Origin of the sequence: Xylanibacter brevis P6B11, from assembly GCF_000621825.1 — a bacterium.
In the GTDB taxonomy this organism is placed as follows: Bacteria; Bacteroidota; Bacteroidia; order Bacteroidales; family Bacteroidaceae; genus Prevotella; species Prevotella brevis.
In genome coordinates, this window is record NZ_KK211353.1 from 203727 (window position 1) to 228221 (window position 24495).

Genomic DNA, 24495 nt, shown 5'->3' on the forward strand with positions numbered 1-24495 from the left:
AATTAATTAATATCTTTGCCACAAAATTATATATTAAGATGCAAATAATCTTTGACGACAAGGATTTGGAAGAACTCATCACGACGGGGCGTAATAGCAAGTATAAGAAGTACATGCGCAATAAGAAATTTATGCATGCCCTCGCTACTGCATATAACTATCTGCGACTTTCTGAACGTGCTAGCGATCTCCGTTCCATCTCTTTTCTCCACTACGAACAGCTCTCTGGGACTAATGGCAAAAGTTCCATCCGAGTTGTCAACGGAATGGTGGAGCGAATCATCTTCCGTGAATTCGAAGGCGGAATTAGAATTACGATTTTAGATTTAGACAACACTCATTATGGCAACAAGAAATGATAATCCGACGCCATTTATGGCGGTACACCCAGGAATGATGATTAAGCCCGAGCTCGAAGAGAGGGGCATCAGTCAGAAAGCTTTTGCACAGATGCTTGGCACACAGCCCTCACATTTGAGCGAAGTACTCAATGGCAAACGAGCACTCACGGCAGAACTGGCCATGAAGATAGAGTCCACTATCGGTCTCCCAGCCAAAATTCTTCTCTCCGCACAGGCACAGTATGAGCTAGAAACGGCAAGCGCTGATATTCCGAGAAGCAATCCGCAACAAGAGACAGTCACAGTCACCATTCCAAGTAGTGATCGAAACCTACTACAGGAAATTGTTAAGAGATTCGGCTGGGCATGCGTATTTTAACAACAGAAAAGTGGCACTTTACACATCGTAAAGTGCCACTTTTCTGTTGTTATAGTGCCACTTTTGCCATGCAAAAGGGTAACTATTGATATCATTCTAGAGTCTAGAAAGCACATTTCTAGACTTTAGAAATGTAACATCTAGAGTCTAGAAACAATCATTCTAGACTTTAGAAATAGCTTTTCTAGAGTCTAGAATGATTCTGATACCGTCACTTTGCCATACGCAAAGTGGCATTATTGACTTATAATCTTACCTTTTTTGCAGTGCCATCCGACAGTTTTACGATGTAAACCTTGCCACTCTCAAGATGCTGGATGCGACGGCCATCGAGGGTGTAATAAGCCACGGGCACTGCCTGACGGGTTGCAGGTGCAACGCTGGTGGTTTCTTCTGGCGACATACGCGAAGCGTAGTTGTTCTCCACACGACAGTTCAACAGGATATTGTCGAACTGTGCCTGACCGGCATAGCGGTTGGTGTTGTAGAGGATGCTGCCCACCTTGACGAACGATGCGCCAACGGTGTACTTGGTACCATCGACATAGAGGAAGGTGCCGGCCTGCGAAGAGCGCAGTGATACGTGGTGATTGATGGTGGGAGCTGTTTCGGACTTGAAGTAAGTGCCCTTGGTGACACCATAGTGACCCAAGACGGTACCATTGACCACGATGTCGCCTGTGGTAGCACCGGTGAACGCACGGAAGGTAACGATGGCGCCATTGCTCTGGTCGCGCAGGATGATTTCGCCAGCACGGTCGGCATTGCTGCCGATGATGGATGTCTGGGCGAAGTCGAAGTTGAACTCGTATGAGGTGGTGGTGGCATACTCGCTGATGGCGGGAATGGTATAGGTAGCCGAGGTGCCGTTGTTGGCATCGAGCACACTCTTCAGCCAAATGCACTTAGAACCGCTGGCGCCATTCGACTGTTGAACAGCGGTGAGGCGTCCGGGCAGGGCGATGGTCCAGTTGTCCTGCCAGTTGGAACCTTCAAAGTTCTGTACCAGCACGTCGAGATAGGTAGCACCATCAATCTGATAAGTGGCATCGATGGCCGTACCCACGTGCAGGTAATAGCTCTTGTTGGCCTGGTTGAAGAACACCGTGCCGAAGTGTCCATTAACCTGCGCGCTACACTCCACCTTCACGTCGAGCAGACTGGCCGAACCAGTAGCCATGCCCTGGAGCGTGCCCAACAGGTAGTCGCCATCGGCCAAAGCACCGGCAGAGCGGATGTCGATGACAGGCATCAAGTACTGAGGACCATACTGCCAGTTCTGCGTGCGTACGAAAAGGGTGCCAATGTTCAGGCGGTCGCCATTGGCATTGCCGCTGCCCTTGATATCGAACACCAGACGTGAGCCCTCCTTGATGATGAGGTTGCCAATGGTGAGGTGGGCATAGCCGTTATCGTTGACATAAGGAGTGGTCTTCTGGTGGCTGGTGATATAGAGCGCAGAGCCATACTCCATGCTAACAGACTTGTACTGACTTTCGACTGCAGCCAAGTCAGAACCAAAGAACAGTTCGGTGAAGCGGTTGGCCCATACGTCGCTGTTGGTGATGCTACCATTACAGATCAGCGCGCCCTGCCAAACATCGGTCTTACCCGTGTGGGTATGTGTGGTAAAGGGCAGATGAGCGGCAGAAGAGCCCTGCTTACAGAGGTTGGTGGTGCCAGAAAGGCCATTGCCAGTGAGACGGATGCGGTCCCAGGTATGCTTCGTCTCGAGATACTGCACGCGATCACCACCCTCGATGGTGGTACGTGAGTTCAGGAAGAGCGTCGAGGGCTTGGCACCAGCATTGATATTGACCGTGTACTGAGAGCCATTGCCGTCGGGCCATACAAACACGTCGCGACCATTGAGGGCGGTAGTAATGGAACCGTTGTTGCCAATGCCCGTGCGACCTGTCCATGTCAGTGCGGGGGGAGCCTGCGTGAGTCCTTCTAGCTCGCCCACGAAGAAGCTGGGATGAGGAGGTTGGTTGTAGCCCTCGGTCTGCCATACCATGGCCTGACGATACTGATGGTCGTACCACAGCGACTGCATGCGATGCTCGGTAGGTGTGACGGTGGTATAGACACGGATGAAACGGTTATCTGAAGAGCGTACCACCAGTTCTTCGCGCCAGTCGCCCAGGATATCGCCTGTGGCACAAGGGTTCTTCTTGGTGCCGTTGATGCACGAGGTGGCATACGAGCCGTGGCCCGTGTCAAAGATGCGTTGTCCCAACTTGTCGATATAGAGATAGCTCTCGTTAGAGCCAGGGCCATTGATGGTCTCAGACAGCAGGTCGCCGTCCCAATAGATACGGAAGTTCAGCGCCATGGGGTAAGGCGTCTGCGCATTCCAGTTGTTGGCCATGCCACTGATGTAAACAGGCGATGTGGGGTTGGGCTGCACATAGCTCAGAGGAATGATGCCCGAGCCTGTCGAAGCACCGATACCACCAGGATACTGGTTGGTGAAATTGCCAGCCATGGCACGTCCGTCGTCGCCACTGCCGGGTGTGCGGGCATAGATCTCGCAGGTGGTGGCATTGCGGAAGTTGTTGCAAGGACGGTCTTCGTTGCATGCAAAGGTCTCCAGACCACGACGGTAGGGATCCAGGTCGCCAGTATGGGCAGCATCGCCATGACCGAGACCTGTAGAAGAACAGCCATGCAGCGAGTTGTCGGCCGTGTGGAAGTCGAGCACCATGGAGCCATAGATAATCTCGTCGCTGCCATCCTCATCGACATCGGCAATAGAGAAGTTGTGGTTGCCCTGACCGTTCCAACCGCTGTTGTTGTAGCTGTGCCAGGTGTTGCCCACCTTATATAATTTATTAGTGCTCTTGTTCACGCGATAAGTACAGGCATCTATCTTGGTATAGATGCCACGACCCAGGAAGATATAGGGATTGACACCATCCATGTAGGGGGCGCCCATGAAATACTTGCTGGAGCGGTGACCATAGGAATCACCCCAGTCGGAAGCGTTGCCGCGAGGCAGTGGATAAGAGATAACGTCGTAGGTGCGACCTGTGCGGCCATTGATATACATGAGCCACTCTTCACCAGCATTAGAGAAGGTCATATTGGCGGTGTGCGTGATGCCATTGCGGATGTTCTCGTTGACATTGCCAATGGTCTCGGTGGTGCCGTCAGCATGGTGGATAACGGTGTTGGCGCCACCACGATAGAGCACCTCGCAGGCACCATCCTCATTCCAGTCGAAAGCTACGGCATCCCACTGCTCATCAGCACCGTAGCATATATTGGGTCCGCAATCAATCCACCACAGACGTCCATAGTTGATGCTGGAAGCATAAACTTCGATCTGACAGAACATCTGGTAGTTGTTGGCGGGGAAGAGATTATCCTGATCGGTCTGGTTCTTGCGCTTCACGATGAAGTCTATCTTTCCATCGCCATCAACGTCGCCCAGCGAAATGTCGTTGATCACATAGTTGGCCATCGCCGTAGAGGGATTATTCTGTTTCCACACGGTCACGCCACTACGAGCCTGCACGTTGGAAACGGGAAATTCGAAATACTGATTCTGCCAGGGAGTGACGGCGGCACACTGTGCCTCCTCTACCCCATTGCGCACAGCAGCCACGGTATATTGACTGGATGTGCTGCCGCTGGTATCGGCATAGTTGGAAGCATAGAGGTTCTGAGCTATCAGCGCACCGTTGCGATAGAGCTTGTACGTCACGCCATAGTACTCGTCTGCCTGTACGCGCCAACTGACAAACACGCCCTGCGACACCTTGACGGCCACCAGGCCACGATCCAGCTGATCGGTCTTGCGCTGTGCTGAAACATTAGTCACGAAAAGAAACGAAAGGATAGCCAACAGAGCTATGCTTCCATACCTGCATAGGTACTTTGATAAGTGTTTCATTGTTTTTAATGAGTTAGATAGTTTTAAAATAGTTTATAGTTAGTAAAAAAGTAGTTATGGTTAGGTGGTGCAAAAATAAGAAATAATTGTCAGTAGCACAATTATTTCACGAAAAAAGGTCTCGTTGCAAACATTAATTAACAAAAAAAGGAGGCAGGAAAATGATGCTTCCTGCCTCCACTGATTCTTATGCTTGTCTGTTATTAAATAAGTGTCATACCCATCTCCTTGCACTGCTGGCGCATGTCGTCGGGCCAGATGCTGGCCTGAATCTCGCCGATGTGGCCTTTGTGCAGTAGCACCATGCAGAGACGACTCTGACCGATACCACCGCCGATGGAGAGTGGCAACTTATCGTTGAGCAACTGCTGGTGGAAATAGAGCTGCATGCGCTCTTCTTTGTTTTCAATCTTTAGCTGGCGCAGCAACGACTCCTTGTCCACGCGGATACCCATTGACGACAGTTCGAACGAACGACCCAGCACGGGATACCAGATGAGGATGTCGCCATTGAGGCCCTCACGACCGTCCTCGGCGATGGTGCTCCAGTCGTCGTAGTCGGGGGCACGTCCGTCGTGCTTCTCGCCATTACTCAACTTGCTGCCGATACCGATGATAAACACGGCACCATATTTCTGACAGATGGCATCCTCGCGCTCCTTTGGCGTCTTGTCGGGATACATCTGCAGCAGCTCTTCGGCATGGATAAAGTGGATCTTTTCGGGAAGGAAAGGCTTCAGCTGGGGATAAGTCTCGCAGGTCAAATACTCGGTGCGACGAATGGCTGCATAGATACGCTCCACGATATTTTTCAGGAAGGCCAAAGTGCGGTCCTCGCGACGGATAGAAGCCTCCCAGTCCCACTGGTCAACATAGAGAGAATGCAGGTTGTCGAGCTCCTCGTCGGCACGGATGGCATTCATGTCGGTATAGATGCCATAGCCAGGTTCGATGTTGTATTCTGCCAGCGTAAGGCGCTTCCACTTAGCCAAAGAATGTACCACCTCGGCCTTGGCATCGCCTAAGTCTTTGATGGGGAACGTCACAGCACGCTCCACGCCGTTCAGGTCATCATTAATACCCAGTCCCTTCAATACAAACAAAGGGGCGGTGACACGACGCAAACGCAACTCGGTAGAGAGGTTAGCCTGAAAAAACTCTTTTATCAACTTGATACCTTGTTCAGTCTGTCTCATGTCGAGCAACGGCTGATAGGCGATGGGCTTGATGACTTGACTCATATTCTCATGGTTTAAAAATTCGGGCGCAAAGTTAATAATAAAATATTAAACTGCAAACGGTAGTGCCTAAAATATTTTCAAATAGTTATCAATTTGAGCGTTTTAGTAACTAATTGTACTTCAAAATGCCAATTAAGGGTAAAAAATACACTTTTCTAACAAATTGTTTGGTAGTTAGATACATTCTTCGTAACTTTGCACCCAAACCAAAAATAAATTACTAACATTAATCAATTAAAACTCTATGAAGAAGGTATTACTACTACTTTTCATGACGGTTTTCACGATGATGGGCAACGTATGGGCTCAAAGAACCACAGACAAGCTAGATCGTGGTCTTGTGGCCGTTCCATCGGGGGCTGGCTCGTTTGTTAGCTGGCGCATCTTTGCCGAGGAGTACTACGATACGGAGTACAACCTCTATCGCGACGGTACCAAGATTGCAGGACCGCTGAAGGTTTCTAACTATGTGGACAAGGACGGCAAGGACGGTGCCACATACCAGGTGGCTGCTGTGGTTCGCGGCAAGGAACAGACTAAATGCGAAGCTGTGACCCGCCTGAAACAGCAGTACATTCAGTTTGCTGTGAAGAATGTGACAGACCGCCAAGGCAACGACATCACGTCAGACTACAGTATCAACGACATCGCGCTGGCCGACGTTGACGGCGACGGCGTGAGCGAATTCATCATGAAGCGCAACTACATAGATGGCAGCTCGGTGAACGCACCCGCCTACAACCTGCTGGAGTGCTACAACATCAAGGGCGATCGTCTGTGGTACATCGACCTGGGTCCAAACATGGTGTCGGGCCCCGACGAGCAGTATGATGCTGTGGGCTACGACTGGGACGGCGACGGCAAGGCTGAAATCCTGTTGCGCGGTGCCGACAACATGATTATCCATCATAACGACGGTACAACCACCGAAATCGGCAATATGAACGTGAACACACGTAACACCGTGAACCAAACGGCCAACATGACCTACACCAATACGGGTGCTGAATACCTGCTCTATCTGGAGGGTGCAAGCGGCAAGCCTTATGCCATCGGCAATGACGGTGCGCTATGGATGGACTATCCCCTACCCCGTGGCAGCGTCAATGACTGGGGCGACGGCTATGGTCACCGCTCTACGAAGCACTACTTCGGTGCACCCTTCCTGGACGGACGCCATCCATTCATCTTCTTAGGACGTGGCTGCTACACGAAGCACCACATGAAAGCATTCCAAGTGGACCCCGCAACCCACAAGCTGACACAGTATTGGGAATTTCGCGGCGAATCGTGGCCCTACCATGGTCAGGGCTTCCACAACTTCGGTATTGCCGACGTGGACTGGGACGGACGTGATGAGATCTGCTTCGGTTCTATGGTGATCGACGATAATGGTCAGGGACTCCACACCACTGGCTTTGGACATGGTGATGCTCAGCACTGCTCAGACTTTGACCCCTATCGTCATGGTCAGGAGATCTTCACCTGTAATGAAGATCAGCCTGCTATGAACTATCGAGATGGTACGACTGGTAAGATCTACTATCGTCTGCAATCGACCAGCGATGACGGCCGTGCACTGTGTGGTAACTTCTCTAACGACTTCCCTGGCGCTATCGGTAAATCGAGTCAGTCGGGCGTTGTATCATGCGTTTCAGACAAGGTGCTGCCCAATGGTCCTGCCGGATTTACACTGAACTTCCGCATCTACTGGGATGGTGACTTGCTGGAAGAGGGACTCGACGGTGCCTCATCGCGCGAGGGTGCTGCCATGGTGGTAAAGGCCGACGGCACACGTATCTTCACAGCCGACGGCACAGCCAACTGTAACTGGACGAAGAATACGCCTTCGGCAACAGGCGATGTGCTGGGCGACTGGCGCGAAGAGATCATTGCACGTACAGCAGATAATAAATATGTACGCGTATACACTACTAACATCGCTACAGCTTGGCGCAACTACAGCTTGTGGCACGACCACCAGTATCGCCAGGGCATGGTGTGGGAGTCTATCGGCTACAACCAGCCTCCTCACGCCAGCTACTATCTCGGCGAGATGGAAGGCATCACCATGGCACCTCCCCCACTCACGATGACCGATCGCACGGAGGTGGCCAACAACGGAACGATCTCTGCTGCTTTGAACGACAAGCATGTCATCGTATGTGAGACCAACGACATGACGGTCAATGTGGCCGAGGGTGCTAAGCCCTATATGGTGACCTTCAACACGCCCTCTTGGGTTCAAGGCACCGGTTCTACTTCAACAAATGGCACTGGACGCATCAACTATACGTATTACACCTGCGACGTGAAGGGTGCTGCCTTCACGGGCGATATGCGACTCGTGAAGCAGGGTGACGGTACGCTGAACCTGCCTAAGGTGGATATGACCTATACGGGCGAAACCAACATCTGGGCAGGTAAGGTGAACTTCGACGGTTCGATGCTCAACACTTCGGTGTGGATGAACCGCTTTGCCGAGCTCTACAGCGATGGTGGTAAGTTCCGCAGCATCAAGATGGACTATGACTCTAAGCTGTATCCTGGCCGCAAGGACAACATTGGTTCAATTACTACCGATTCACTATTGATGGGCTTTGGCTCACGCATGGTCTTCGACTTGAACAGTGAATTTAAGGCTGACCAGATCAACGCCGAACTGCTGACGATAGAGAAGAAAATCTGGCAGTATGGACCAAAGTACCAGATGCCTGTGTTCCAGTTTAACAAACTGAACACGAACGAGGAACTGGCCGAGGGCAAATACTTGCTGGGACAGGTAAAGACCCTGAAGGGCAAATTGGAGAACATCAAACTTGAAGGACTGAGCAACAAGCAGAAGAGCTACCTGGCATTAGAGGAAGACAAGCTCTACCTCATCATCGAGAATCAACGCGATGCCAGCCAGGTAATTTGGACAGGTGCTCAATCAAGCACTTGGGACCTCGGCATCAGCGAGAACTTTGCCGATGGCGAAGGCGAAAGCATGATCTTCGTAACGGGCGACCAGGTGACATTCAACGACGAGGGTAAGTTTAGCTCTATCAACATTAGTGACGATGTGGAGACCAGCGACATCGTGGTCAACAGAACGAAGGACATAACCTTGATGGGAACAGGAAGTATCGTGGGCAACAGCCGACTGGTGAAGCAGGGCTCTGGTAAGCTGACCATCAACACCGAGAATAGCTATAAGGGCGGCAATCGCATCTCGGAAGGTGTGGTCGTCGTCTCTTCGCTGGCCAACGCTAATCAGGCTAAGGGTAACCTGGGTGCCGTCACGAGCAACAGCGACCTGTTCATCATTGAGAATGGCGCAGAACTGAACACCACAGCAGCTGTGAACAATGGTTCTCCAATCAAGTTCATGGGAGAAGAAGGTGGTGTGATCAACAACGCCAATGACTTCATCGCTGCGTCTTACATGACCGGTACGAAACTGACTAAGAAGGGCAACGGCTGGATGAAGCTGAACACCAGCAACTCATCACTGGAACGTCTGGTTATCGCTGGCGGTGCGGTGCAGTGTATCAATGCCCCCACACCTGCCAAAACAGTAGAATTCCAAGGTGGACGACTGGACGAAAACACCGGTACCAGCTATAACATCTATATTCCTAAAGGCAAGTCGGGCACTTGGAACACAGTGAATGATGCTACCTATTCCAATACCATTTCAGGTGAAGGTACACTGACGGTATCATGTCCTGTGCGCAAGGGTGGTACTAATCCAAACTACTGGTATGCCACACGTACTCACATGGCATTGAGACTGAATAATTTTGCTGGCATACTGACGGTTACCAGCAATGGCGACCCAGGCGGACGATTCACACTGGACACCAGCAACGGTATGCCTAACGGCACGCTGAATATCCCCAGCGGTGTTGTGGTGCTGAACTCTGGAAGAACATTACGCATCGGTAAGGTGGTCGGCAACGGATCACTGGGTGGTAACAGTGACTTCGGCAGCGGTGTCAGCGGTACAAACACCTGGGAGGTTGGTAACGATGAGAACTGGACCACCAACGTAGTGGTGACCGCCAACGCACAACTGATCAAGGTGGGTACTGGTAAGGTGACATGGAGTGCAGCCTGCAATCACACGGGTGCTACCTATGTCAACGAAGGCGAGATGTGTATCAAGGATGGTACAAGTCTGGGAACGGGTGCCCTCACCGTGAAGGAGGCAGGCACACTCTCTGGCAACAACTCTGCAGACAAATCGTTGAAGAACTCTTCATACACCATCCACGGAATGGTGAAGCCTGGTGCGTTTAATGGTTCTACCACTGGCACACTCTACTTTGGTTCGAAGAACGTCAACATGAGCGCTACCAGCACACTCGTTATCAACGCAGCAGCTTGTGCTACTAGCACTTACAATGGATGTTCGTTCATTGGTGGCATTAACACGCTGACCATGAACGGTACGATCATCGTGACACCTTCGAAGACGAACACACTGGCCCCTGGCGACTCTATCCGCCTGTGGAAGGCCAACAGTTTCAGCGGTACTCCAAAAGTGCAGAACACCAATGGTATCACATGGGACACCAGCCGCATCAGCGAGGGTATCCTCATCGTGAAAGACGTGGACACTGCCATCAGACCAAAGATCTCTGTGCAGAATCCTCAGGACATCTACGACAGCTTCGGTCGTATGGTACGTCAGCAGGCTACCACACTGGAAGGACTGAAACCCGGCATCTACGTCATTCGTGGACGTAAGTACGTGGTAAGATAAAATCAATAGTGGCACTTTCACGATGCGAAAGTGCCACTATTACACAATAAAAGAGGGCGTTTCAAATAAAGAAACGCCCTCTTTTTCTATGGTTAAAATGATAGTTTCTATTTCTTTTCTTCAGCCTTTGCTTCAGAAGTCGCTTTCTTAGCAGCCTTCTTCGGTGCAGCCTTCTTAGCTGGAGCAGGTTTCTTGGCAGCAGGTGCCTTTTTAGCTGGAGCAGACTTCTTGGCTGCGGGCTTTTCTGTCTCACTGGGTTGCAGCTTAGCCAACTTAGCCTTCAGGCGTTCAATCTCAATATCCTTCATCTCAATCTCATCACCCTGGTTCTTGATGGTGGTGAGCAGAGAGTTGAGTTGCTCATTGTCAATCTCCTCGGGATAGAGTGCATTCACACGATTGATAAAGTCGCCCAGGATATTCATATAATTGGTAAACGCATCAAATGGGCCGCTATAGATACCACGATCCAGTCCTACATTAGAAGGTTTGGTGGTCATGAAGCGGAAGTTATTGCTTGCCTGCAGATAGTCCCAGTCCTGGTTGAGTCGTGGATCATTCGCAATGAGCAGACGATCAGCCACACTATACAGTTTGTTGAAGGCCTCATGCTGCATAGCATTACCCAACCAACAGCTGACATCACGCTCTTCGTCAACCCATGACAACGTATCAGGCACATCAAGGGCGCCTACGCTCTTGGTCTTTAAGCAAATCTCTGTAGGTGTAGAGAAGGTGATGCCCTTGGTCTTAGCACATGCAGGCAGTGCCTTCATAAACTCCAGGATGTTTGAACTCAGCGGCTGAGCAATGCCCAGAGCCGATAATTCCATGAAGATATTGATGAACTGTTCATCTTCAGACAGACGAGCAATGCGATCGATATAGGCATCGGCAAAAAGTGGATACCCCTCCCACTCGGCATTGTTGAAACGCAAAGAGATATCATCACTGAACTCCACATCGCGCAACAGCAACTTCAGCGATGGAGCCATATTACAATTATAGATGTAGTGTGGTGACTTCCATCCCAACACATGCTTAGCGCCCTCGGTCAACATACCCTTGAAGCCCATGCTTGCTACCTGAGCACCAATCTCGTCGCTATAGATGAGTGAAGAGTTGCGGAACACGGTAGGCTTCTTGCCAAAGAGTTCCTCAATCTTCTTGCACTGCTTCTGCACGTCGCGGATAAAGGCTTCGGTATTGGCCAACGACGACAGACCGTGGCTATAAGGCTCGGCCAGGAACTCCACACAACCAGTGTCGTTCAGTTCCTGCAACTTCTCAATAACCTGGGGAGCATGGAACTCCAACTGCTCGATACCCGTTCCAGAGAGTGAGAAAGCCACCTTGAAGTACTTGCCGTTGTCCTTGATCATCTGCAACAACGCATTGAGAGCCGGCATATAGCTACGCTCCGCAATATCACTGATGCTACGCTCATTCTCGTAGTCATCGTAATAGTAATGATCGGTACCGATATCGAAGAAACGATAACGCTTTAGATGAATAATCTGATGTATCTCGAAATATAAACAAATCGTCTTCATAATTATCAATTACATTTATTTATTATCAATTTTATTACTATTCCCAGCCAAGGGTGCGCAGATAGAGGGTGCGTATCCAGCGGCCTACCTTCTCCCACGTAATCTGATCGACCTCGCGCTTGCCCTCTTCCTTCAGGTAGTTGAACAGCGACTCGTTGACACAGATAGAGTAGATGGCATCGGCCAATGCGTGCACGTCCCAGTAGTCCACCTTGATACAGTTGTCCAGAATCTCAGCACAGCCAGACTGCTTCGAAATGATAGAAGGCGTACCGCACTGCATCGCTTCAAGCGGTGAGATACCAAAAGGCTCGCTGACCGAAGGCATCACATAGACATCTGAAGCTTTCAAGCATTCGTAAACCTGTTTGCCACGCATAAAGCCGGGGAAGTGGAAACGGTCTGCTATACCACGTTCGGCAGCCAGATAAATCATGGCATCCATCATATCTCCTGAGCCCGCCATACAGAAACGCACGTTGCGGGTGCGATGCAGCACCATGTTGGCAGCCTCAACAAAATACTCTGGACCCTTCTGCATGGTGATACGTCCAAGGAACGTAACCACCTTCTCCTTGCCCGTATGATCCTCGCGAGGAATATCCTGATACTCCTGTGGCAAAGGATAAACAGCATTATGCACGGTGAAGCACTTGCGCGGGTCCTGATGATACTGGTTAATGACAGTCTGACGGGTCAGTTCCGACACACACATGATGCAGTCGGCATTGTCCATACCGTTCTTTTCGATAGAATAGACCGTGGGGTTCACCTTGCCTCGGCTGCGGTCAAAGTCGGTGGCATGCACATGGATACAGAGCGGTTTGCCACTGACCTGCTTGGCATGAATGCCAGCAGGAAACGTCAGCCAGTCGTGAGCGTGGATGATATCGAACTCCTCTGTTCGGGCCACCACGCCAGCAATGATAGAATAGTTATTGATTTCCTCGTGCAGATTGCCTGGATAGCCACCGGCAAACTCCATTGCTCCGAGGTCGTTGACATGCATATAGTTGAAGTCAGCATAGATATGCTCACGAAGACGGAAATAATAGTCAGGATCCATAATGTTGCCCACGCGACTCTTCACATAGTCGTAGTTCACGTCGCGATAAGCTATGGGCACCGCATTCATCGCCACGATGCGACAAGCATGTTGACTCTCATCTCCAAAGGGATGTGGCAGACAGAGCACGGTCTCGATATCGCCCTGAGCCTTCAGACCTTCAGATATACCATAATTTGCAGTGGCGAGTCCGCCAAACACATGAGGAGGATACTCCCATCCAAACATTAATACTTTCATTGTCGTTCCTCCTTATTTATTTTTGATATGTGTATTTCTCCAACAATTTCATGGTGCGCAGAATCTCTGCCACATTAATGGCAAACGACATGGCGCCACGCCCATGGAATGGAGGATTACCATCGAAGAGTTCTGAGATAGTGCCTATGGCATGATAGTCCATTTCATCCTCATAGCCCACCATCATGCGCTCGATAAACGACAGACGGGTGCGCTTGTAGAGCTTCAGGCTGGCCTCCATATAGAAACCGCCGAGCCATGGCCATGCCGTTCCCTGGTGGTAGGCATAGTCGCGCTGTGTCTGCGGTCCTACATACATAGGATTATAGCCTCCACTCTTTGGCGACAGCGAACGCAGTCCCTTGGGGGTGAGCAACTCGCGGGTACAGATATCGACAACGCTCTTCATCTGCTGCTGAGAAAGGGGCGAATAGTCGAGCGCCACGGCAAAGATCTGATTAGGACGAACACTCCAGTCCATGTTGGTGCCGTCTACATAGTCGAGCAGATAACCATACTCATTGACAAAAGTATCTACGAACGACTGCTTACACTTTGCTGCAATATCCTCAAGCATAGCGGCGCCATTGGGGTCGTTATGTTCACCAGCCATCGATGCGCAGAATTTCAAGGCGTTATACCACAATGCATTGAACTCCACAATATAGCCAGAACGAGGCACTACAGGACGGCCGTTGGCCGTAGAGTTCATCCAAGTCACAGCCTTATCGCGACCATTAGAATAAACAAGCCCATTGTCATCCAAACGCAGGTTGGGATGCTTGTCGTTCTTAATATACTTCACAATATCGTTCAGCAATTTGCCATAGAGTTCGAAACAACGGTCTCGGCCCTCGTATTTGGCATATTGCTGAATGGCCCACACGGCCCACAGCATGACATCAGGCTGATCAATCTCGTAAATCTGTACGGAGAGAGGCTTACCCTCCATAAACTCGTACAGTCCGCGTTCAGCCGTCTTCATCACCAATTCAAAATAGTCGTTCTCGCCAATAGAAAGCGTCAGACCTGGCAGAGCAATAAACGTGTCGCGGCCACGTGCCTTGAACCAAGGATAGCCTGCAAGCAGATAGCGGTCGTCGTTGGGTTTGCGGTTATGGAACTGATGAGCAGCTGTTACCAGACAGTGATAGAAGTTGTCGCGCGGTGTACGCAAATTCAACTCGTCCTGGAACAGTTTTTTCAAACTACCGGTTTTACTACTTGAGGTAGAAGCGGCAAAGATAATGCTCTCGCCCTTCTTGATGGGCAACTCAAAATAGCCAGGTACGTAGAGGTCTTCGTTAGACGCATAGCCACGCTCCTGCTCTTTTGGATACTCAATGCCACGATACCAGTCGGGCTGGAACACAAACTCGCACTTCTTGTTGAACTGCATATACAGGTCAGGATAACCTGCATACATACATGTCCTGATACCATTCTCCACGTCGTGATACTCGCGACTGGCCACAGAATTCTCGTGGGTGAACTGTCGAACGGAACGGAATGCCAAGAAGGGGCGGAAGCGCAACGTGGTAGCCGAGTGAGCATCTTCGAGCGTATATCGAATCAGGATGCGGTCCTCGTAAGCCTGAAAAATGCTTTCGCGCTTCAAGATCACACCACCCACACGGTAGGTCGTCGTAGGAATTACGCTAGCATCGAACTCACGTATGTACTTGTGTCCTTTAGGACTGTAGTTGTTGCCCTGATACTTGTGGAGTCCCAAGTTAAACTCCGCGCCATGTTGTATCACCGTACAATCGAGCGATGACAAAAGTACATGGTTTTCATCATCAAGCTCGGGTACTGGAACAACCAGCAGTCCATGGTATTTTCGCGTATTACAGTCCACCAGTGTAGAACTGCTATAGGCACCAGAACGGTTTGTACGGAGTAATTCGCGACGAAGACTCTCCTCCAAGTTTGTCATCACGGCCTTCTCAAATCGTAAATAACTCATAGTTCCTATTTATTTAAAGGTTTCTTCTTTTCGTATCTTCAGTTTTAGATTTTGATTTCCCAAAAGTACACATTTTTTGTGTCACAACAAAAAAAAAGCCTGATTATTTTGCTTTTTATGGAAAAAATGCCTTTTTCATCATCTTTTTCTTGACATTTATATAAAAAATACGTAACTTTGTCCACGGTAAACCATTATGTACAACTAGGATTCTATTTAGGAAACGAATGATAAACGACAAGATTGAAATTGCCAAATCAATATCAAACATTTGGCATGTCATGACAGAAGAGCAACGCAACACGTTCTTGGAACATTTGGAAATAGAACATCACACAGAGGCTGAAGTCATATTCAACGAAGGCGATACAGCCACACATACCTACTTTGTTTATAAAGGTCGCGTAAAGAACGAAATAGTAGGTCTTGACAACAAGCAGCACATCATCAACATGGTGCCTGCGGGACATATCTTTGCCAGTCAGCCACCCTTCGATAAAGGTGTGTATAAGTTTACTGCTATTGCAACCGAAAACTCTATTGTTGCTAAACTGCCCAACGACATCGTTTATCACCTGGTGGAGACCAACTCCCAGATAGCCTTGATGTATATTCGCACCTTCTCAGAACGTATCGACACGCTGATACGCAGAATCCAAAATCTTCAGAGAAAACACATACGCGGCAAGATGGCAGACATGCTACTGTTTCTTAGGGACAAATGCGGATACGAGGCCGATGGCAAGACCCTCAATGCCCACCCAAGCCGCAAAGAGATTGCCAATGCGGCCTATATGGACATCAGCAATGCCATCCGCACTCTGTCAGCATTTGCCAACGAGGGTGTCATTGCTTTAGACGGAAGGCGCTACACCATCCTCGACGAAAAGAAACTCTTGTGGATTTCGCAGAAGGAATAATCTTCCTATGATTTCATGCTGCAAAATCCCTCTTATTAATCGGGTATCAGGAAATTAATCTGCTCAGGAAGTACATGAATAGAAAAAGAATCGGCAGGCGATTCCCACAGTCGGCCATCTATGCCTATTCGGATCTTTTTAGCCTCTTCGATATTCAACTTCCTGGTACGATAAGGATGCACGCTGCGATGGTTCAGCAATCGTCCTGTGACTAGCAGCCAAAGGCCGTTCAACAATTGTTTGATGCTGGAATTATACACCACCGACACATCCAGCATGCCACTATAAGGCACAGCATTAGGCGTTTGTCCATAACCAAGAGCATTTCCGACACAAACGGTCATCACCTTACGATCGATAACCTCATAGTTGATATCAATACGCATCTTGTAATCGTGGCGATGGAATATCATCACCACCAGGGAAGACAGGAAGGCCAACTTGACGGAGCCTAACTTCTGACGGGCCTGACGACGCAAGTTCATGATATCGGCTATCAGTCCCATGTTGATGCAATTCAGGAAATAGCGCTTCACGTCATGCCCCTCGTCATCCTTATAAGTGATGCAACCCAGGTCCACCTTTCTCACGCGTTGCTTCAGCAACCACTCGATAGACTGAGCATCTTCACGCTCGGTGAAGCCCCAAAAGCGGGCAAAGTCGTTCAACAAGCCATTGGGAATCACACCCAGAGAGATGCGGTTTCGCACTTCTTCCTCTTCGCGCATCAGGCAGTTCACAGCATCGTTCAAGGCCGAGTCGCCACCCACGATGATGATGGTCTTATAGCCATTGCGAATCAACATCGTCATCAGGCGCTCGACACTGTCAACAGATTCGCTTTGAACCATATCATAAAGCACACCACGACTGTCCAGCTCCTGCTGAATGCGCATCCAATGCTTACGGTGACGTCCTAGACCCTTTTTAGGACAATAAAGAATACCCCATCTCTCTACTTCTGCCATATCTCGATTATCTTATTAACTTTCTCTTCCATCGGTAGCGTTGCATCAATCCAATGGATATGCATACCACGTCTTTCCATGCCACGGAACCAGGTCATCTGACGCTTGGCAAACTGATGGATAGCAATCTCCAACTGTCGGAACATCTCCTCGTAGGTCAGTTTACCAATGACATACTCCGTCAGGTACTTATACTCCAGCCCGTAATAAATAAGGTCTTCTGCGGAAATACCTTCTGCCATCAGCCCACGCACCTCGTCAACCATACCCTCGTCCAGTCGGGCCTTCAGTCGCCTGGTGATCTTCTCACGACGCAGTTCACGGTCAATGTTGACGCCAATAAGCAGTGCGCCCTCTCCTATTCCATCAGATGCTTTCATGGCTTCAGCCTCCTGTGAAGACTGCAGCTGCTGACTGCCGTATTCTATCTCGATGGCTCGGATGGCTCGTTGAGCCGTATCGACATCGGTGGTGTTATGCATCACAGAACCATTCTTGGCTTTCAGTTCCTTGAGCATCTGTGTCAGTTCTTCAAGACTTTTCCCTTCAAGACTTGCACGCAACTCAGGATTCTGAGGCACAGGCGACAACTGATAGTTTTTCAGCACCGCCTCGATATAGAGGCCCGTGCCACCACATAGAATTGGTGTTCGTCCTCGCTCTAGGATATCCTGATAAGCCCGATGAAAATCCTGTTGATATTGAAAGAGGTTATATTTCGTACCTGGTTCGCAGATATCAATCAGATGAAAAGGCACGCCATCATATTCCACCAGGTCCTTACCGGTACCGATGTCCATTCTGCGATACACCTGACGCGAGTCGGCCGAGATAATCTCGCCGTCCACCCGCTTTGCCACGGCCACGGCCAAAGGCGTCTTTCCGCTGGCTGTAGGACCAAGTATGGTTATCATCTGTTTCATATCCATTGCAAAAGTACGAAATATTATCTAATCTGAGCACTTTAAACGAAAAAAAGTTTGTACCTTTGTACGCGTTATGGATAACAAGCAACCACTTTATGCACATCTGTCGATGTTTGCTGCTTGTGCCATCTGGGGACTGATGGCACCATTGGGAAAAGATGCCATGAACAACGGACTTGACGGTCCGTCGATGGTGATGATTCGCGTGATGGGCGGTGCCATTCTGTTCTGGATAGCTTCGCTTTTCACCCAGCACGAGCATGTTCCTTTGAAGCACGTGTTCACCTTTGCTGGCGCTGCTGTCTTTGGCATTGTGTGCAACCAGTGTGGCTTCACCATTGGCTTGTCGTTCACCTCGCCCATCAATGCCAGTATCGTCACCACCTCGATGCCTATTTTCGCCATGCTGCTGGCTGCGCTTATCCTGAAAGAGCCACTCACCAGCAAAAAGGTGCTGGGTGTCTTCATGGGATGCAGTGGCGCTCTGATGCTTATCCTCACGTCGGCTACTCACGCCAGCGACAAGGTAGGCGATATTCGCGGCGACCTTTGTTGCCTCGGCGCCCAGTTCTCCTACGCACTCTATCTGTCGCTTTTCAATAAGTTCATCAAACAGTATAGCGTCTTCACCGTCAACAAATGGATGTTCCTTTGGGCCACCATCATCCTGATGCCCTTGGTTGGGCCACACACATTCACGATGGTCAGCGGCAGTCTGTCCACCAAGACACTTCTTGAGACTGCCTATGTTGTTTTCTTTGGCACCTTCGTCGGCTACATCTTGATTATCAAGGCCCAGAAGGTGTTACGTCCCACAGTGGTCTCCGTCTATAACTACGTGCAACCCATCGTTGCCGTGGCTGTCAGTGTCATGACTGGCATCGGCATCATGAAGTGGAGCCATGCGCTCGCCATCATCCTGGTGTTCAGCGGTGTCACACTGGTAACCAAGTCAAAGAGTCGCCACGACATAGAAGCCAAATAGCTTATCGCTTAGGCTTCTTCACGGCAGAGAAGACAAATCTCCTCCAGGTATTTCTGATCGATGCTGTCAAAGGTGTTCAAGTGTTCGCTATCAATGTCGAGCACAGCGATCACGCGTTCTGAATCATCCTTAGAGAAGATGGGCACCACAATCTCCGAACGCGAAGCACTGCTACAAGCAATATGTCCAGGAAACTCCTCTACGTCGGGCACTACAATTGTTTGACGTTGTTTCCACGCCGTGCCGCAGACACCTTTTCCAAAACCGATATGCATGCAGGCCACTGGTCCCTGAAACGGACCAAGTATCAACTCATCATTCTTCACACGATAGAAGCCCGTCCACCAGAACTTCATCTCCTGATGAAGCACGGCTGCCACATTACTCATAATCGCGATCTGGTCTTTCTCGCCCTCCACCAGAGCACGAACCTGATTAACTAACAACTGATATCTTTCTTCTTTTTCCATAGCTCTTATCAATAAAACAGTGACAAAGGTACACAAAAAAAGCCGTCCGACAAAATCGAACGGCTTAATTTATAACTGATTTTGAAAAATCTTATTTCAGCTCAGCGAGGTACTTGATAGTACGAACCATCTGAGAAGTGTAAGAGTTCTCATTGTCGTACCAAGAAACAACCTGTACGAGTGAGTTGCCATCCTCCATCTTGCTTACCATGGTCTGGTTAGCGTCGAAGAGTGAACCGAACTTCATACCGATGATGTCGCTAGAAACCAGCTTCTCCTCAGTGTAACCGAAGCTCTCGTTCTGAGCAGCCTTCATAGCAGCGTTGATGCTCTCTACAGTTACATCACCCTTAACAACAGCGTGCAGGATAGTGGTAGAACCTGTAGGAGTTGGAACGCGCTGAGCAGCACCGATCAGCTTACCGTTCAGCTCGGGGATAACGAGACCGATAGCCTTAGCAGCACCAGTTGAGTTAGGAACGATGTTCTGAGCACCAGCACGAGCGCGCTGAACATCACCCTTGCGCTGAGGACCGTCGAGGATCATCTGGTCGCCAGTGTAAGCGTGTACAGTTGTCATGATACCGCTCTGGATAGGAGCCAGGTCGTTCAGAGCCTTGGTCATAGGAGCCAAGCAGTTGGTGGTGCAAGAAGCAGCTGAGATAACAGTGTCAGCAGGAGTCAGAGTCTTGTGGTTTACGTTGTAAACGATGGTGGGCAGATCGTTACCAGCAGGAGCTGAGATAACAACCTTCTTAGCACCAGCGGTCAGGTGAGCAGAAGCCTTCTCCTTAGATGTGTAGAAACCTGTGCACTCCAGAACAACGTCTACGTCCAGCTTACCCCAGGGGAGCTCAGCAGCGTTAGGAATAGCATAGATAGTGATCTTCTTACCATCAACAACGATGAAGTCCTCACCAGCCTCTACAGTGTGCTTGTTCTCACCGAACTTGCCGCAGAAACCACCCTGAGCGGTGTCATACTTCAGCAGGTGTGCAAGCATCTTGGGGCTTGTCAAGTCGTTGATTGCTACTACTTCATAACCTTCAGCCTCGAACATCTGACGGAATGCGAGGCGACCGATACGGCCGAAACCGTTAATAGCTACTTTTGTCATTTTGCTTTAATTATTTAAAGGGTTTAATAATAAAATTCAACCAATTTTGCGTTCAAAAATCATTTTTTCGATGTTTCGAGCGCAAAGTTACGAATTATTTTCCTATATTTGCAACGAAATAAAAGTTTTTTAAGATAAAAGTGAAAATCACAAAGTGAAAAGTGAGGTATATCAAGACGGAAAAGTCGAGATTGCAACGTTCACTTGACAAAAAGGAAACTATAACAATATTCTCAATATCGTTAAACTATTAAACAGTAAAACTATGGGATTTATTAAAGAATTCAAAGAGTTCGCCATGCGTGGCAACGTGCTCGACATGGCAGTCGGTGTGATCATCGGTGGTGCTTTTGGCAAGATTGTGACCTCTATGGTAGGAGATGTGCTAATGCCTGTTATCAGTCTGGCTACTGGTGGTATCGACTTTACTAATTTGTATATAAACCTGAGCGATGACAACAAGTATAATACTCTAGAAGAAGCTCAAAAGGCAGGTGCTTCAGTATTTGCCTACGGACAGTTCCTGCAAAACATCATCGACTTCCTTATTGTTGCATTCTGTATCTTCCTGCTTATCAAGGCCATTAACAAACTGACGAACCTTCGAAAGAAAGAAGAGGCTGCAGCAGCTCCCGAGCCCCCGAAGGGTCCCACTCAGGAAGAGCTTCTGACCGAGATTCGCGACCTGTTGAAGCAGAAGTAAATCAAGAAATATTTATGTAAAGATATAATATAAGGTGGCAATTCTTTGCCACCTTATATATTTTTTGTACCTTTGCACCCGTTTTTCAAGGATAATAAGACAAAAGATGAAAACTTTAGATTTCCAGCCGAAGCTTTTTTCGGCTCTTAGAAAGTACAACCGACAGACCTTTATGGCCGATGTGATGGCGGGAGTCATCGTCGGCATTGTGGCACTGCCACTGGCCATCGCCTTTGGTATTGCATCAGGTGTTTCACCCGAGAAAGGTATTATCACTGCCATCGTTGCAGGTCTCATCATCTCTGCCCTGGGCGGAAGTAAGGTACAGATTGGCGGTCCCACCGGTGCGTTCATCGTCATCGTGGCTGGCATCATCAATCAATATGGCATGCAGGGGCTCACCATTGCCACACTCATGGCTGGTGTCTTCCTCATCGGCTTCGGCCTGTTGCGCCTGGGTACCATCATCAAATACATTCCCTACCCCATCATTGTGGGCTTCACCAGCGGTATTGCCGTCACCATCTTCACCACGCAGGTAAAAGACCTGCTGGGCATGCAGATTGACGGACCTGTGCCTAGCGATTTCCTGCTTCGTTGGGGTGCTTATTTCCAGCATCTCAAGGACATCGATCCCTGGAGCACTGCCGTAGGTCTCATCAGCGTGGCCATCATTGCCACCGCTCCACGTTTCAGCAAGCGCATCCCCGGTTCGCTCATTGCCATCATCATCATGACCGTGGCCGTATTGCTGCTGAAGCAGTATGCAGGCATCACCAGCATCGAGACCATCGGTGACCGTTTCAGCATCAACTCGCAGTTGCCCGACGCAGTGGTTCCCGAACTGTCATGGGACACCCTCAAAGGCCTGGTTGCCCCAGCCATGACCATTGCCATCCTTGGTGCCATCGAGAGCTTGCTCTCAGCCACCGTGGCCGATGGTGTCATAGGCGATCATCATAATTCCAACACCGAGCTTATCGGTCAGGGTGTGGCCAACATCGTATCGCCTCTCTTTGGCGGTATCCCTGCCACAGGTGCCATTGCCCGCACGATGACCAACATCAACAATGGCGGTCGCACACCTATCGCTGGCATCATCCATGCTGTTGTGCTGCTGCTCATCTTCCTGTTCCTCATGCCTTTGGCCAAGTACATCCCCATGGCCTGCCTGGCCGGCGTACTCGTCGTTGTGAGCTACGGCATGAGCGGTTGGCGCTCGTTCTCTGCCCTGATGCGCAATCCTAAGAGCGACGTCACCGTACTGTTGCTCACCTTCTTCCTCACCATCATCTTCGACCTCACCGTAGCTATCGAGGTAGGTCTCATCTGTGCATGTCTGCTGTTCATGCGCCGCATGAGCGAGACCACCGATGTCAAGGCTATCAACGACGAGATTGACCTAAACGAAGATGCCGATATGGAGAGCGGCAATCTTGAGCACCTCACCATTCCTCAGGGCGTTGAGGTTTACGAGATCAACGGTCCCTACTTCTTTGGTGCAGGTAATAAGTTCGAGGAGTTGATGGGCAATTTCGGCGACCGTCCTATGGTACGTATCATCCGCATGCGTAAGGTTCCCTTCATCGACTCTACCGGTCTCCACAACTTGGAGAACATGTGCTTGATGAGTCAGCGTGAGGGCATCGCCATCGTCCTGTCGGGCGTCAACGAAAAAGTCGATTCTGTGCTGCGTCGCAACGGATTCGTTCAGTTGCTTGGCGAAGAAAACATCTGCAACCACATCGACCTGGCTCTGTCAAGAGCTAATGAAATTGTGTCGAAGTAACGACCTAAATCAGGCCGTATAAATGCCATAAGAAAAGTACACAAACAGCACTGGTCTGCTTGTGTACTTTCTTTTTTCTCTTCTTGCGCCATAAACGGCGACTTTAGAAGCTAATCCAATATCGGTTTATTACTCGTCAGGCGTTTTATCTTTCTTAGAGAACAGGCGGATAATACCTTTGATAATCCAATATACGATAAAGAATCCCAGCAAGAAGATAAATATCGTCCATCCCAGCGCCTTTAGTGCTGTAACCTCAGTATAGAAGCCAGAGGTTAAGAATTTTGCAAATCCACTTTTCATAATTATCTACCTTAATAATATTAATAATTTAACGCATCTTTGCCCTGACGGTCAGTTCCTGGGCCAATTCCCTCACTCTCTCCCAGTCTGCACGGTCAATAAGCGCAGAAAGTTCGTCCAGGCCAGCAGTGATCGCGCCTTCTATCTGTTTTCCCTGTGGCGTCGTATGGTTGGCTCCATAGCGAATGGTTTCATAGAGCCTGCTCACTTCTTTCTTCGCAGCAGCATCCTTCACCTTGACCTCCAACAGTTGCAAGCGTTGACTCAACTGCATCTTCGAGTCTTGTTCAGCAGCCTGTTCGGCCAATGATTCCCTTGTGGCATCATTAGCAGTTTTGTGAATGCCCAAATTGAAAGCATAGAACAGCAGCACCAGCAGATATACAGACAGGACAATCACCGTATAGTTCTCCGCCAGGAACATCGACCTTCCGACAACCGTCTCAGTCGTCGTATTTACCGTATTTCCTATCGCAGAGCCTATGCTGTCGGTAGCAATGCCAGCCACGCTGTCAGGCAGACTCTCCACCACCTTATTCACCGTATCCTGCATGTTGCTTGTCAAACCCTGCACCGTTTCCTGTGTCCTGCGAAGCACCATGCCATAGCCAATAGCCACGGCACTCAGCACGGTCTGCACACAGAAGTAAGAGAGAGGCAGGAATGTTGTGGTCAGGTGATACACCTCATCGCTATCCTTGCTCACGCGCAACACCGCTATAGACGCCACCACAAAAGAAAACATGGCAAATCCATACGACATCCACTCTACAATGCCTCGTGTCTCGACATCAGTCCAGACAAAGAACAACACATTCAGCACAATGAGCACCAACACCATCAGTGCCACAAAAGTCATTTGATTGATTCTCATAATCTT

General features: G+C 49.5%; 18 protein-coding genes. 7 read left to right on the forward strand and 11 right to left on the reverse strand.

Annotated elements, in window-relative coordinates; genetic code table 11:
* The first annotated feature begins 65 nt into the window (after window positions 1–65).
* Window positions 66–359 (forward strand): hypothetical protein, encoded by a 294-nt coding sequence (locus tag T496_RS0112445; RefSeq protein WP_231478053.1) that lies wholly within the window; start codon window positions 66–68, stop codon window positions 357–359.
* A complete protein-coding gene (locus tag T496_RS14225; RefSeq protein WP_081783665.1) occupies window positions 343–720 on the forward strand; it encodes a HigA family addiction module antitoxin in 378 nt (125 codons plus the stop codon). Before T496_RS0112445 ends, T496_RS14225 begins: the two co-directional genes overlap by 17 nt.
* A 244-nt stretch (window positions 721–964) precedes the next feature.
* Here the strand turns inward: T496_RS14225 and T496_RS14230 are convergent, their stop codons facing one another.
* Window positions 965–4618, reverse strand: a complete 3654-nt coding sequence (locus T496_RS14230; RefSeq protein WP_155808900.1) for a rhamnogalacturonan lyase family protein — start codon at window positions 4616–4618, stop codon at window positions 965–967.
* A 203-nt stretch (window positions 4619–4821) separates the two neighbouring features.
* The gene (gene asnA / locus T496_RS0112460) at window positions 4822–5859 is read right to left on the reverse strand and encodes an aspartate--ammonia ligase (RefSeq protein ID WP_027451048.1); all 1038 of its coding nucleotides are present in this window, start codon (window positions 5857–5859) and stop codon (window positions 4822–4824) included.
* A gap of 244 nt (window positions 5860–6103) precedes the next feature.
* Between asnA and T496_RS0112465 the strand changes: the two genes are divergently transcribed.
* Window positions 6104–10609, forward strand: coding sequence for a rhamnogalacturonan lyase family protein (locus T496_RS0112465; RefSeq protein WP_027451049.1), 4506 nt, complete (start codon window positions 6104–6106; stop codon window positions 10607–10609).
* A gap of 107 nt (window positions 10610–10716) precedes the next feature.
* Here the strand turns inward: T496_RS0112465 and T496_RS0112470 are convergent, their stop codons facing one another.
* Genes T496_RS0112470 through T496_RS0112480 form a run of 3 tightly spaced genes read right to left on the reverse strand, consistent with a single transcriptional unit; the run spans window position 10717 to window position 15434 of the window.
* Window positions 10717–12162 (reverse strand): glycoside hydrolase family 57 protein, encoded by a 1446-nt coding sequence (locus tag T496_RS0112470; RefSeq protein ID WP_027451050.1) that lies wholly within the window; start codon window positions 12160–12162, stop codon window positions 10717–10719.
* 37 nt (window positions 12163–12199) lie between these two features.
* Window positions 12200–13468 (reverse strand): glycosyltransferase family 4 protein, encoded by a 1269-nt coding sequence (locus T496_RS0112475; protein WP_027451051.1) that lies wholly within the window; start codon window positions 13466–13468, stop codon window positions 12200–12202.
* A 16-nt stretch (window positions 13469–13484) separates the two neighbouring features.
* Complete coding sequence (locus T496_RS0112480) at window positions 13485–15434, reverse strand: glycogen debranching enzyme N-terminal domain-containing protein (RefSeq protein ID WP_197018967.1); 1950 nt, start codon at window positions 15432–15434, stop codon at window positions 13485–13487.
* A gap of 281 nt (window positions 15435–15715) precedes the next feature.
* Between T496_RS0112480 and T496_RS0112490 the strand changes: the two genes are divergently transcribed.
* On the forward strand, window positions 15716–16354 hold the full coding sequence (locus T496_RS0112490) for a Crp/Fnr family transcriptional regulator (RefSeq protein WP_027451053.1): 639 nt from the start codon (window positions 15716–15718) through the stop codon (window positions 16352–16354).
* Between the two features lie 35 nt (window positions 16355–16389).
* On the opposite strand, the gene T496_RS0112495 is transcribed toward T496_RS0112490, so the two are convergent.
* Both T496_RS0112495 and miaA read right to left on the reverse strand, forming a co-directional pair.
* The gene (locus T496_RS0112495; RefSeq protein ID WP_027451054.1) at window positions 16390–17322 is read right to left on the reverse strand and encodes a diacylglycerol/lipid kinase family protein; all 933 of its coding nucleotides are present in this window, start codon (window positions 17320–17322) and stop codon (window positions 16390–16392) included.
* On the reverse strand, window positions 17310–18251 hold the full coding sequence (miaA, locus tag T496_RS0112500) for a tRNA (adenosine(37)-N6)-dimethylallyltransferase MiaA (RefSeq protein WP_044111277.1): 942 nt from the start codon (window positions 18249–18251) through the stop codon (window positions 17310–17312). Before miaA ends, T496_RS0112495 begins: the two co-directional genes overlap by 13 nt.
* A gap of 70 nt (window positions 18252–18321) precedes the next feature.
* On the opposite strand from miaA, the gene T496_RS0112505 reads away from it, so the two are divergent.
* The gene (locus T496_RS0112505) at window positions 18322–19233 is read left to right on the forward strand and encodes a DMT family transporter (RefSeq protein ID WP_027451056.1); all 912 of its coding nucleotides are present in this window, start codon (window positions 18322–18324) and stop codon (window positions 19231–19233) included.
* Window positions 19234–19241: 8 nt separating this feature from the next.
* On the opposite strand, the gene T496_RS0112510 is transcribed toward T496_RS0112505, so the two are convergent.
* The gene (locus T496_RS0112510) at window positions 19242–19703 is read right to left on the reverse strand and encodes a GAF domain-containing protein (protein ID WP_027451057.1); all 462 of its coding nucleotides are present in this window, start codon (window positions 19701–19703) and stop codon (window positions 19242–19244) included.
* A gap of 91 nt (window positions 19704–19794) precedes the next feature.
* Entirely contained in the window at window positions 19795–20820 is a 1026-nt protein-coding gene (gap, locus tag T496_RS0112515; RefSeq protein ID WP_027451058.1) for a type I glyceraldehyde-3-phosphate dehydrogenase, read from the reverse strand.
* A 265-nt stretch (window positions 20821–21085) separates the two neighbouring features.
* Here gap and mscL point away from each other — a divergent pair, with 265 nt between their 5' ends.
* Both mscL and T496_RS0112525 read left to right on the forward strand, forming a co-directional pair.
* Entirely contained in the window at window positions 21086–21523 is a 438-nt protein-coding gene (gene mscL, locus T496_RS0112520) for a large conductance mechanosensitive channel protein MscL (protein ID WP_027451059.1), read from the forward strand.
* A 106-nt stretch (window positions 21524–21629) separates the two neighbouring features.
* Window positions 21630–23312: a SulP family inorganic anion transporter gene (locus T496_RS0112525; RefSeq protein ID WP_027451060.1), complete on the forward strand. Its 1683-nt coding sequence runs from the start codon at window positions 21630–21632 to the stop codon at window positions 23310–23312.
* A gap of 129 nt (window positions 23313–23441) precedes the next feature.
* On the opposite strand, the gene T496_RS15055 is transcribed toward T496_RS0112525, so the two are convergent.
* Window positions 23442–23615, reverse strand: coding sequence for a hypothetical protein (locus T496_RS15055; RefSeq protein WP_155808398.1), 174 nt, complete (start codon window positions 23613–23615; stop codon window positions 23442–23444).
* A 28-nt stretch (window positions 23616–23643) separates the two neighbouring features.
* Window positions 23644–24489, reverse strand: coding sequence for a hypothetical protein (locus tag T496_RS0112535; protein ID WP_155808901.1), 846 nt, complete (start codon window positions 24487–24489; stop codon window positions 23644–23646).
* Window positions 24490–24495 lie beyond the last annotated feature (6 nt).